Source organism: Parageobacillus thermoglucosidasius (genome assembly GCF_001295365.1).
Taxonomy (GTDB): Bacteria; Bacillota; Bacilli; order Bacillales; family Anoxybacillaceae; genus Parageobacillus; species Parageobacillus thermoglucosidasius.
The window spans coordinates 133,863-146,465 of sequence record NZ_CP012712.1 but is presented as its reverse complement, the minus strand read 5'-3'; the positions used below and the strand labels follow the sequence as shown (position 1 = coordinate 146,465).

The 12,603-nt window shown below is 45.3% G+C and carries 10 protein-coding genes and 1 other RNA gene; all 11 read left to right on the top strand.

Annotated features, from left to right (window positions below):
• Nucleotides 1-58: 58 nt before the first annotated feature.
• Entirely contained in the window at nt 59-1,243 is a 1,185-nt protein-coding gene (locus AOT13_RS00760; RefSeq protein ID WP_003248109.1) for a phosphoglycerate kinase, read from the top strand.
• Between the two features lie 37 nt (nt 1,244-1,280).
• Entirely contained in the window at nt 1,281-2,042 is a 762-nt protein-coding gene (gene tpiA / locus AOT13_RS00755; protein WP_003248110.1) for a triose-phosphate isomerase, read from the top strand.
• Nucleotides 2,035-3,573, top strand: coding sequence for a 2,3-bisphosphoglycerate-independent phosphoglycerate mutase (gpmI, locus tag AOT13_RS19830; protein ID WP_013876252.1), 1,539 nt, complete (start codon nt 2,035-2,037; stop codon nt 3,571-3,573). Before tpiA ends, gpmI begins: the two co-directional genes overlap by 8 nt.
• An 18-nt stretch (nt 3,574-3,591) precedes the next feature.
• Nucleotides 3,592-4,884: a phosphopyruvate hydratase gene (eno, locus tag AOT13_RS19825; protein WP_003248115.1), complete on the top strand. Its 1,293-nt coding sequence runs from the start codon at nt 3,592-3,594 to the stop codon at nt 4,882-4,884.
• 681 nt (nt 4,885-5,565) lie between these two features.
• Nucleotides 5,566-5,904 carry a hypothetical protein gene (locus tag AOT13_RS00740; protein ID WP_041270022.1) on the top strand — a complete coding sequence of 113 codons (339 nt, stop codon included), beginning with the start codon at nt 5,566-5,568 and terminating at the stop codon, nt 5,902-5,904.
• A 244-nt stretch (nt 5,905-6,148) separates the two neighbouring features.
• Nucleotides 6,149-6,382 carry a preprotein translocase subunit SecG gene (gene secG, locus AOT13_RS00735; protein WP_013400010.1) on the top strand — a complete coding sequence of 78 codons (234 nt, stop codon included), beginning with the start codon at nt 6,149-6,151 and terminating at the stop codon, nt 6,380-6,382.
• A gap of 76 nt (nt 6,383-6,458) precedes the next feature.
• Nucleotides 6,459-7,199 carry an alpha/beta hydrolase gene (locus AOT13_RS00730; protein ID WP_013400011.1) on the top strand — a complete coding sequence of 247 codons (741 nt, stop codon included), beginning with the start codon at nt 6,459-6,461 and terminating at the stop codon, nt 7,197-7,199.
• 27 nt (nt 7,200-7,226) lie between these two features.
• Nucleotides 7,227-9,512: a ribonuclease R gene (rnr, locus tag AOT13_RS00725; RefSeq protein ID WP_013876253.1), complete on the top strand. Its 2,286-nt coding sequence runs from the start codon at nt 7,227-7,229 to the stop codon at nt 9,510-9,512.
• 91 nt (nt 9,513-9,603) lie between these two features.
• Nucleotides 9,604-10,071, top strand: a complete 468-nt coding sequence (gene smpB, locus AOT13_RS00720) for an SsrA-binding protein SmpB (protein WP_003248121.1) — start codon at nt 9,604-9,606, stop codon at nt 10,069-10,071.
• A 102-nt stretch (nt 10,072-10,173) separates the two neighbouring features.
• Nucleotides 10,174-10,526, top strand: a transfer-messenger RNA (tmRNA) gene (gene ssrA, locus AOT13_RS00715).
• 542 nt (nt 10,527-11,068) lie between these two features.
• Nucleotides 11,069-12,358 carry an EAL domain-containing protein gene (locus AOT13_RS00710; RefSeq protein WP_013400013.1) on the top strand — a complete coding sequence of 430 codons (1,290 nt, stop codon included), beginning with the start codon at nt 11,069-11,071 and terminating at the stop codon, nt 12,356-12,358.
• Nucleotides 12,359-12,603 lie beyond the last annotated feature (245 nt).

The window sequence follows — 12,603 nt, the reverse complement described above, 5'->3', positions numbered from 1 at the left end:
GATCCCCACTCCTCTTCGTTTGTCAAAAATCACACAATCAAAAAGGGGGCATAGCGCCATGAATAAAAAAACGATTCAAGACGTGGATGTGAAAGGAAAACGGGTATTTTGCCGCGTCGACTTTAACGTGCCGATGGAAAACGGCGCGATTACGGACGACACGCGTATCCGCGCGGCACTTCCGACGATTCGTTATTTAATCGAGCAAGGGGCAAAAGTGATTTTGGCGAGCCATCTCGGCCGTCCAAAAGGAAAAGTCGTCGAAGAATTGCGCCTAAATGCAGTGGCTGAACGGTTAAGCGAGCTGCTCGGCAAACAGGTAGTGAAAACAGACGAAGCATATGGAGAGGCAGTAAAAACAGCAATCGCCGGCATGAAGGAAGGCGATGTATTGCTTCTCGAAAACGTCCGCTTTTATCCTGGGGAAGAGAAAAATGATCCAGAGTTGGCGAAAGCATTTGCTGAATTAGCGGATATTTACGTGAACGACGCATTTGGCGCTGCTCACCGCGCTCATGCTTCAACAGAAGGAATCGCACATTATTTGCCAGCGGTTGCCGGATTTTTAATGGAAAAAGAAATTGAAGTGTTAGGAAAAGCGTTGTCCAATCCAGAACGTCCATTTACGGCGATCATTGGCGGGGCGAAAGTGAAAGATAAAATTGGCGTCATTGAAAATTTGCTTAACAAAGTAGATAATTTGATTATTGGCGGCGGTCTTGCGTATACGTTTGTGAAGGCGCTCGGCCATGAAGTCGGCAAATCGCTGCTTGAAGAAGATAAAATTGAACTAGCGAAATCGTTTATGGAAAAAGCAAAAGAAAAAGGAGTCAACTTCTATATGCCGGTTGATGCCGTTGTGGCGGATCGGTTTGCGAACGATGCTAATACGAAAGTCGTTGCGATTGATGCGATTCCAAGCGATTGGGAAGCGCTCGATATCGGCCCGAAAACGTGCGAACTTTACCGTGATGTGATTATGAAATCGAAGCTTGTGGTTTGGAACGGCCCAATGGGCGTTTTTGAAATGGATGCTTTTGCCGGAGGAACAAAAGCGGTTGCCCAAGCGTTAGCGGATGCTGCCGATACATATTCGGTCATTGGCGGCGGAGATTCCGCGGCGGCGGTAGAAAAATTTGGCTTAGCAGACAAAATGGATCACATCTCTACCGGGGGCGGTGCATCGCTGGAATTTATGGAAGGAAAACAACTTCCTGGAGTGGTGGCGTTAAACGATAAATAACGCGCTAACTCCTTTCTGGGAAAGGAAGGGATCAGTGATGAGAAAACGAATTATCGCAGGAAACTGGAAAATGCATAAAACATTGCCGGAGGCAGTAAGCTTCGTGGAAGAAGTTAAACGGCTTGTGCCGCCGGCAGAACAAGTTGACTCTGTCATTTGCGCCCCTTTCTTGTTTTTAGACCGTCTTGTCCAAAATGTACAAGGCTCTGATTTAAAAATCGGTGCGCAAAACATGCATTTTGAAGACAAAGGGGCGTTTACTGGCGAAATCAGCCCGGTTGCGCTGAAAGATATCGGCGTGGCGTATGTCATTATCGGCCACTCCGAGCGCCGCGAAATGTTTGCGGAGACGGATGAAACCGTCAATAAAAAAGTGCATGCTGCCTTTAAGCATGGGCTGATTCCGATCGTCTGCTGCGGCGAAACGCTGGAACAGCGGGAAAGCGGCAAAACAAATGACATCGTCGGCGCGCAAGTTGAAAAAGCGCTTGCTGGTTTAACTGCGGAGCAAGCGAAACAAGTGGTGATCGCCTATGAGCCGATTTGGGCGATTGGCACTGGCAAATCATCGACGGCAGAAGATGCCAACGAAGTGTGCGGCCATATTCGTTCGGTCATCGCCAAAATCTTTTCTCCGGAAGTGGCTGAAGCCGTGCGCATTCAGTATGGCGGCAGCGTCAAACCGGAAAACATCCGCGAATTTTTAGCGCAAGAACATATTGATGGCGCCCTTGTCGGCGGCGCAAGCCTCGATCCGAAATCATTTTTACAATTAGTGGAGGCTGGACAGCATGAGTAAAAAACCAGTAGCGTTGATTATTTTAGACGGATTTGCGCTGCGCGAAGAAACGTACGGCAATGCGATCGCGCAAGCAAAAAAGCCGAACTTTGACCGTTATTGGAATGAATATCCGCACTCAACATTAACTGCATGCGGTGAAGCGGTCGGGCTTCCAGAAGGACAAATGGGCAACTCGGAAGTCGGCCACTTAAATATCGGTGCCGGCCGCATTGTATACCAAAGCTTAACGCGCGTTAACATTGCGATTCGCGAGGGAGAGTTTGACCGCAACGAAACGTTTTTAGCGGCGATGAATCATGTCAAAGAAAAAGGAACGAATTTGCACATTTTCGGCCTGCTCTCCGATGGCGGCGTGCACAGCCACATTAACCATCTGTATGCACTGTTAAAATTGGCCGCAAAAGAAGGCGTAAAAAACGTCTATATCCACGGCTTTTTAGATGGCCGTGACGTCGGTCCGCAAACGGCGCCGAAATATATTAAAGAATTACAAGAAAAAATAAAAGAGTATGGCGTCGGGGAAATCGCGACATTATCCGGCCGTTATTATTCGATGGACCGCGACAAACGGTGGGAGCGCGTTGAAAAAGCGTACCGCGCGATGGTGTATGGGGAAGGCCCAACCTACCGCGATCCGCTTGAGTGCATTGAAGATTCTTATCAACATGGCATTTATGATGAATTCGTGCTTCCATCGGTCATCGTGCGTGAAGACGGATCGCCGGTGGCGACGATTAAAGACGAAGATGCGATCATTTTCTACAACTTCCGTCCAGACCGGGCGATTCAAATTTCGAACACGTTTACGAACGAAGACTTCCGCGAGTTCGACCGTGGTCCGAAACATCCGAAAAACTTGTTCTTTGTCTGCCTGACACACTTTAGTGAAACGGTTAAAGGATATGTTGCGTTCAAACCGACAAATCTGGATAATACGATCGGGGAAGTCCTATCGCAACATGGATTGCGACAGCTTCGCATTGCGGAAACGGAAAAATACCCGCATGTGACGTACTTTATGAACGGCGGGCGGGAAGAGAAGTTTCCTGGCGAAGACCGCATTTTAATCAATTCGCCAAAAGTCGCCACATACGACTTAAAACCAGAAATGAGCGCTTACGAAGTAACCGATGCGCTTCTTAAAGAAATCGAAGCAGATAAATATGACGCGATCATTTTAAACTATGCGAACCCGGACATGGTCGGCCACTCAGGAAAATTAGAACCGACGATTAAAGCGATCGAAGCGGTGGATGAGTGTCTTGGCAAAGTCGTGGATGCGATTCTTGCAAAAGGCGGCATCGCCATTATTACCGCGGACCATGGAAATGCGGATGAAGTATTGACGCCGGATGGCAAACCGCAAACGGCGCATACGACAAATCCGGTTCCGGTGATCGTAACGAAAAAAGGCATCGAACTCCGCAAAGGTGGAATTTTAGGCGATTTAGCGCCAACCATGCTTGACTTGCTTGGCTTGCCACAGCCAAAAGAAATGACAGGAAAAACATTAATAATAAAAAAATAATCAAAGGAGTGTGTGAACATGTCTGCAATTTTAGATGTATACGCACGTGAAGTATTAGACTCTCGCGGCAATCCGACGGTAGAAGTCGAAGTATATACGGAAGACGGCGGTTTTGGCCGTGCATTAGTACCAAGCGGTGCATCAACAGGAGAATACGAAGCGGTTGAATTGCGCGATGGCGATAAAAGCCGTTATCTTGGCAAAGGCGTATTAAAAGCGGTGGAAAACGTTAATGAAGTCATTGCGCCAGCGATCATCGGCTTGGAAGTGACAGACCAAGTTGGCATTGACAAGACGTTAATTGAATTGGACGGCACGGAAAACAAAAGCAAATTAGGGGCAAACGCGATTTTAGGTGTGTCTTTGGCAGTTGCGCGCGCGGCAGCAGATGAATTAGGCATGCCATTATACCAATACCTTGGCGGATTTAACGCAAAAACACTGCCTGTGCCAATGATGAACATTTTAAACGGCGGCGCGCATGCGGATAACAACGTCGATATTCAAGAATTTATGATTATGCCTGTCGGCGCGAAAAGCTTCCGCGAAGCGCTTCGCATGGGCGCAGAAATTTTCCATAGCTTAAAAGCCGTATTAAAAGCAAAAGGCTACAATACAGCGGTTGGTGACGAAGGTGGTTTCGCGCCAAACTTAAAATCGAACGAAGAAGCATTGCAAACGATCATTGAAGCGATTGAAAAAGCCGGCTACAAACCAGGCGAAGAAGTGATGCTGGCAATGGACGTTGCTTCTTCCGAGCTTTACAACAAAGAAGACGGCAAATATCATTTAGAAGGCGAAGGCGTTGTCAGAACGTCTGAAGAAATGGTTGCATGGTATGAAGAACTTGTTTCAAAATACCCTATCATTTCCATCGAAGACGGTTTAGATGAAAACGACTGGGAAGGCCATAAACTACTAACGGAGCGCCTCGGCAAAAAAGTACAGCTTGTCGGTGACGACTTGTTTGTAACGAACACGAAAAAACTGGCGGAAGGAATTGAAAAAGGCGTCGGCAACTCGATTTTAATTAAAGTTAACCAGATCGGTACATTAACGGAAACGTTCGATGCAATTGAAATGGCGAAACGCGCTGGATATACGGCGGTTGTTTCCCACCGTTCCGGTGAAACGGAAGACAGCACGATCGCTGACATCGCAGTGGCGACAAACGCTGGCCAAATCAAAACAGGGGCTCCTTCCCGCACGGACCGCGTTGCGAAATACAATCAATTGCTCCGCATCGAAGACCAGCTTGGCGACACAGCGATTTACAACGGCATTAAATCATTCTACAACTTGAAAAAATAATGACGGAATTTAAGCAAGGAACCTGGCCGAATCATTCGGTTGGGTTCTTTTTATTATTTGGAGAAAAATAAAGGATAATAAGCAAAAGGCTAGATGATTATGATGCAGAGGTAGCTCTTATGATTTTGACAGTGTTGAGATAAAAGATATAACTAGTCACTTTAATTAATGGCTTTATCACATAATAAAAAAATAACCTTGAATAGTGTCAGAAATTTACTATTTATTTTTTATCCGACAATATTGACCATTTTTATATAGGGAAATTAATTCCTTAAAAAGAAATATTTTATAGTGTAACAATGTCGAAGGAGGTAGCGTGAATATGTTTTGTATAACAAAGTATGGGGAATTCACTCTGGTGGAACGTCAGATGGTGATTATGGGTTTATGATAAGAATGGATGATGTTATAAATCCGTATAGTTCACCAGATAATCCGTTTACGCTCTATTATAGTTCTACCAATGTTTTAGTTGCAAATTAATAAAGTAATCAGGGGGAAATAATAAAAAAATTTTATTAATACCTATACTGTCAGTTTTATTAATTTTGATCCTTTTTGCTATATTTTATTTTAGTGCGGGTACAAGCACTGATCATAAAGATTTAGCTCAATTTGAAGGATATGTAGTGGTCAAAGAGATACAAAAACAGGATGCATATAGAGTTCTCTTGATGCTTGGCAAAAATCGCTTGCATCATGACTTACCGCCTACTTACCGATGGCATGTCGCGCACTGCTGATTATCAGGAGGGACAAAGGGGCAAAGCTCGGGACTATGAGACATCAGTTCTCGGCGGCAAATTAAAGGCGTGCCGTGTACTGGAGACACCTTTTATATTTTTGCAAATCTTCATCAGCCGGGAGGTGCGAATTGACTGGCAGCCGGAATTTGCAGCAAATTTCCAAACAAATGCATTATGCCATGGATTGCGTTTGCGAAAAATGGAAATCCTAACTGTGGTCAGTTGCCGGAAAAATGGGCGATTTATTGTTTCGGCAAGAGAGCAGCCATGATTTTGGTGCGTCAAGCTGCATGGAAGCCGATCCGTTCAGCAAAAAAGGAAGAAAGAAAAGCAACACGCGTTTTCATGAGCCAAAGAACCGTCCTGCATGCGAAATAAAGGATGGCTATATTTTTTGTTTTGAGAGAAAACTTGTTATAATGAATAATGCATGCTCCTCATCTCTATTGTGCAAGCTCCGCGTTTATGTTAAACTGAAAATATTGTAGTGCGTGTTTTTAAAGGAGGATTAGGCAATGCATACGTTGCTTGTCACATTGTTAGTTATTGTTTCGATTGCGCTTATTGTGGTCGTTTTGTTGCAATCGGGACGAAGCGCTGGCCTTTCTGGCGCCATTACCGGCGGTGCGGAGCAGCTGTTTGGAAAACAGAAAGCGCGCGGATTGGATGCGGTGTTGCAGCGCATAACAGTTGTGCTAGCGGTATTGTTTTTTGTATTATCAATAGCGGTGACGTATATGCAACTTTAATGTTGAAACAATGGGGCGGTCCAACCATTTATTCGGGCTGCCTTTTCTGTTTGGAAAGAGAAAGGGGTTATTGCAGATGAAGGTCGTTCCACCAAAACCATTTACGTTTGAAGCAGGAGAACGCGCAGTTTTGTTGCTGCACGGTTTTACCGGAAACTCGTCAGATGTCAGAATGTTGGGGCGCTTTCTTGAAGCAAAAGGATACACATGCCATGCACCAATTTATAAAGGGCACGGGGTGCCGCCAGAAGAGCTTGTGCACACTGGACCGGACGATTGGTGGCAAGATGTGATCAACGCCTATGAATTTTTAAAGAATAAAGGATACGAAAAAATCGCGGTTGCCGGACTGTCGCTTGGAGGCGTATTTTCTCTGAAATTAGGTTACACTGTACCTGTAGTGGGAATTATTCCAATGTGCGCGCCGATGTATATAAAAAGCGAAGAAACGATGTATGAAGGTGTGCTAAAGTATGCGCGCGAATATAAAAAACGGGAAGGAAAAACGCCGGAACAAATTGAAGAAGAAATGGAAGCATTTCAAAAGACGCCGATGAAAACGTTAAAAGCATTGCAGCAGCTTATTGCGGATGTGCGTGAGCGTATCGATTTGATTTATGCGCCGACATTTGTCGTGCAAGCGCGCCACGATGAAATGATTAACCCTGATAGCGCCAATATTATTTATAACGGTATTGAATCGCCTGTGAAAAAAATCAAGTGGTATGAAGAGTCAGGACACGTCATTACGCTGGATAAAGAAAAAGAACAGCTGCATGAGGATATTTACGAGTTTTTAGAATCGCTGGATTGGTAACCAACCGTTGAAAGGTGGGAGAAAAGGATGGATCAGTCATTAGTCGAGCGAATTTTAACGTTTATGCGGGATGAGGCGTACAAGCCTCTTACCGTTCAGGAGCTGGAAGAAGCGTTCGGTATCACGGACGCGGCAGCGTTTAAGGAGTTTGTTAAAGCGCTTGTTGCGATGGAGGAACAAGGGCTTGTTGTACGGACGAGAAGCAACCGTTACGGTGTGCCGGAAAAAATGAACTTAGTGCGCGGAAAAGTGTCCGGGCATGCGAAAGGATTCGCTTTCGTCGTGCCGGATGATCCGGAGCTCGATGACATTTTTATTCCGCCTTCTGAGATGAAAAACGCGATGCATGGCGATACTGTATTAGTGCGCGTGCATGCCGACTCTTCAGGTGCGCGCCGAGAGGGGACGATTGTGCGCATTTTAGAACGCGGCGTCACCGAAGTGGTCGGCACTTATACGGAAAGCAAATATTTCGGATTTGTCATCCCTGATGATAAAAAGATTGTCAACGATATTTTTATCCCGAAACATGCGGCAAACGGGGCCGTGGAAGGGCATAAAGTCGTCGTGCGGCTCACCTCATACCCGCAAGGGCGAATGAGCGCCGAAGGGGAAGTTGTGAAAATCCTCGGCCATAAAAACGATCCGGGCGTCGATATTTTATCCATTATTCATAAGCACGGCCTTCCGTTGCAATTTCCAGATGAAGTGCTCGAACATGCCAACCGCATTTCCGACACGATTTCGGAAAAAGACTTGCAAGGGCGCCGCGATTTGCGCGACCAAATGATTGTCACGATTGATGGCGAAGACGCCAAAGACTTAGATGACGCCGTCACTGTCACGAAATTGGCAAACGGGCATTATAAACTTGGCGTCCACATTGCCGATGTCAGCTATTATGTCGAAGAAGGCTCGCCGATTGACCGGGAAGCATACGAACGCGGGACAAGCGTTTATTTGGTCGACCGCGTCATTCCGATGATTCCGCATCGTTTGTCTAACGGCATTTGTTCGTTAAATCCGAAAGTTGACCGCTTGACGATTTCATGCGAAATGGAAATCAATGAGCGCGGCGAAGTCGTCAGCCACGAAATTTTCCAAAGCGTTATTCGCACGACGGAGCGGATGACGTATTCGGATGTGAACAAAATTCTCGTTGACAAAGATGAAGAGCTGAGAAAAAAATACGCTCCGCTTGTGCCGATGTTTGAATTGATGGCTGAACTTGCGGAAATTTTGCGCAATAAACGGATGAAGCGCGGCGCGATTGATTTCGATTTTAAAGAAGCGAAAGTGCTTGTCGATGAAAACGGAAAGCCGTACGATGTCGTGCTGCGCGAGCGTTCGGTGGCGGAACGGCTGATTGAGGAATTTATGCTTGCCGCGAATGAGACGGTCGCCGAACATTTCCACTGGCTGAACGTCCCGTTTATTTATCGTGTGCACGAAGATCCGAAACCGGAAAAATTGCAGCGTTTTCTGGAGTTTATCACCAACTTTGGCTATGTTGTTAAAGGAACGGGAAACCAAATTCATCCGCGCGCGCTTCAAGAGATTTTAGAAGCAGTGCGCGGCGAGCCGGAGGAAATGCTTATATCGACGGTGATGCTTCGTTCGATGAAGCAGGCGCGTTATGATGCTGAAAGCCTCGGGCATTACGGGTTATCGACCGATTTTTACACGCATTTTACCTCCCCGATCCGCCGTTATCCGGATTTAATTGTGCATCGCCTGATTCGCACGTATTTGATTAACGGGCAAATGGATGAACAGACACAGCAAAAATGGGCGGAAAAGCTTCCGGATATCGCGGAACACGCATCGAATATGGAGCGCCGCGCTGTGGAAGCAGAGCGGGAAACAGATGATTTGAAGAAAACAGAGTTTATGGAAGATAAAATTGGCATGGAGTTTGATGGAATTATCAGCTCCGTTACGAACTTCGGCCTCTTTGTGGAATTGCCGAATACGATCGAGGGGCTTGTTCATGTCAGCTACTTAACGGATGACTATTACCATTACGATGAACGGAGTTATGCCATGATTGGCGAACGGACCGGAAAGGTATACCGCATCGGCGACCAAATTACGGTTCGCGTCATCAATGTGAACAAAGACGAGCGGAGCGTTGACTTTGAGATCGTCGGGATGAAAGACCGCCGCCGTAAAGAGCCAAAACATGCCCCTGTTGTGATCGAGGGGAAAAAACGAAAAAAGCGCAATAAAGACGAAAAAACGAAAAAAGCAAAAAAATTTTATGAAGATATTCCAAAGCTAAAGGCGAAAAAGAAGAAGAAAAAGAAAAAATGACATGGGAAAGTCTCGATAGGCAGAGACTTTTCCTTTCCTCAATTTTTTGCTAAAATTATAGTTGTCGCTATAAGAGGAGGAAGAGCGCGGTATGCCGAAAGGTGAAGGGAAACTGATAGCTCAAAACAAAAAAGCGCATCACGATTATTTTATCGAAGAAACGTATGAAGCAGGGATAGTCTTAAAAGGAACGGAAATTAAATCGATTCGTGCCGGAAAAGTAAATTTAAAGGATTCGTTTGCGAAAGTTGAAAAAGGAGAAGTATTTCTTCATAATATGCATATCAGCCCGTATGAACAAGGGAACCGCTACAACCATGACCCATTGCGGACAAGAAAGCTCCTTCTTCATCGCCGGGAAATTAATAAGCTGATTGGCTACACAAAGGAACAAGGTTATACGCTCGTGCCGATAAAGCTGTATATTAAAAACGGTTTTGCCAAAGTGTTGCTGGGAGTCGGCAAAGGGAAGAAAAAATATGATAAGCGCGAAGATATGAAACGAAAAGAAGCACAACGGGAAATTGAACGTGCTTTCCGCGAGCGGCAAAAAATATGATTCCAAAACTTCACAATTGAAAATGACGCGCATTATGTTATAATGAATAATGCAAAGGCCAGTTATCCAAAGCTTCATTGCTCGTCATCGTTTCTCGATCGCGGGGACGATACGGATTCGACAGGGATAGATCGAGCTTAAGCTGCGAGCCGAGGGGACGTCCTCGTAAAAAACGTCACCTAAAAATAACTGGCAAAGAAAACTACGCTTTAGCTGCCTAATAAACGCAGCTAGCTCCTTCCGCCATCGCCCACGTGGCGGTTCAGGGGCTCATAGCGAGTGGGCTACGCCCGAGTCCGCCGCCTGAGGACAAGGGAAGAGAACAATCAGGCTAGCTGCTCGGAGGCCTGTCGGTAGGCGGAAGATGCAGCGAAACGCAAATATACCGACTACGCTCGTAGATGCTTAAGTGGCGATATCTCTGGACGTGGGTTCGACTCCCACCGTCTCCATTCTGATATCCGATCGTTTCAGGTTGAAAATCACGAAACCCTCGGTATGACTGCGTTTGCGGTCTTTTTTATTTTTTGGAATCCGAAAGAATCCCAAGTTTTTGGGAAAATTTTGCACAGCTTTGATGATGCATTGAAGAGTTTTTTTCACAGTGAGATCGGTTTATCTGCACCTTCCGTATTTCTGTGCAATCATGTGTCTTGGCATATTTAACATCAACCGACGGACTTGCCGGATGGCGAGTCCGTTTTTTTATGGTTTATGGAACGGGGCAATTTTTTTTAAAAGCGTACGAAGCCAGCCTGTCTATCTCTGTAAAAAAAGGGATACGTAGCGATTCAGTTAGAGGATGTTGTTAGCAAAAGATGTGATGAAAAGTATAAGTCCGTTGGGCTGAGGAGTTGCATTTAGGGATTGGTCTAATAGATGCACACAAACTTAACAAACATTTACAAAACCTTTAAGATTCCGCAATACCGGCTATGTTATGATAATGTTAAACACATCAGCAATGTGCTGTTTTGGTTCGAAAGGGGCCTTAAGGATGGCGGATCAGCTTGCTTCCATTATGTTGCTCGCCGACAGCCTGAATAGCGAAAATCTTACGGCGAAAATAGATAAATATTTAAACAAACATCCTGTAGGGCTTATTTATTTAGATATAAAACGTTTTAGGGAAATAGAAAAAAGACATGGGCCAATAGCGTGCCAAAAGCTGCTTGAAGTATGGAAACAATTGATTTTCGAAGCGGAAATGTCCGACTCATTCGGTTTGTTGACCCACCGAATGTTTGGCGATGATGTTTTGTTGTTTGTCCGTGCGGAGCGGGGAGATGCAAATTGGGCGAAAATGGGTTTGCTTCGCTTGGCGCATGAGATTAGCACCATGTTTGGAAAGAAATTAAATGAATCAATCGCATTGTCTGGCGATTCGATTGAACTTTATGCTGGGACGGCGGTGTTGGATCCTAGCACAGGAAGAACAGCCGAAAGCTTGCTGTATGATGCGATCAAAGAAGCAATTCACGAAGCGAGAAGCAAAACGGACGCGGAATTCAGACACTTGCAGATGGAATTTCGTGATATACTTGCAAGGCGTAAGATAGCGGCTCATTATCAACCGATTATCTCTCTTTCAACTGGGAGCATCTATGGATATGAAGCGCTAGCGCGCGGTCCGCAGGCGAGTTATTTTGCGACGCCGAATCGCCTGTGGGAATTTGCGGAAAAAGAAAATCAGCTGTATGCATTGGAAACAGCCGCCCGTCAGCGGGCAATTGAGGGATTTTTGCCACACGATTCGAACTGGAAATTATTCATCAATCTTAATGCCAATGTGATTCACGATCCACAGTTTACCCCTGGACAGACATTGGCCTTCCTCGAAAAGATGAATTTGACACCACAAAACGTTGTGTTTGAAATTACAGAGCGCCAGTCCATCGATGATTACGCGTCTTTCACGAAAGCGTTAGATCATTATCGGAACCAGGGATACCAAATTGCAATTGACGATGCCGGAGCGGGCTATTCTTCTTTGCAAGCAATTGCTGAATTGCGCCCCGATTACATTAAAATTGACCGTTCGATTATTCATCATATCGGCTGCGACAAGATTAAAGAAATTTTGTTGGAGACGCTGGCAGGATTTGCGCAGAAAATCAATTGCCAAATTATTGCAGAAGGAATCGAGACTTTTGAGGAGTTGGAAATAGTAAGACGGCTTGGCGTTCATTTCGGCCAAGGATATTTGTTAGGCAGACCATGTCCGCAGCTACAGCCGGTTCCGGATGCGGTGCTGAAATGGATTCAAAGATATTCTTCAACAGTTTGAAAACATGGGTTTTGCCCCATGTTTTCAGTTTGTAGACAAAGCTGACAAGCTGAGGCAGATCAATTATAGATCTGTCTTTTTTGTTGCTCTCTAGAGAGAGTATTTTCTTAGATGATTGGGCTGGATAGTTTAAAAGTGTGCTTGGTTGTTATTCTGAAATAAGTTTTCTGGGCTATTCATATTAAGAAATTTTCAGCAATTTTAATACGGTCTATCGGATGATTGCGGAACTAAAAGCCAAGAAA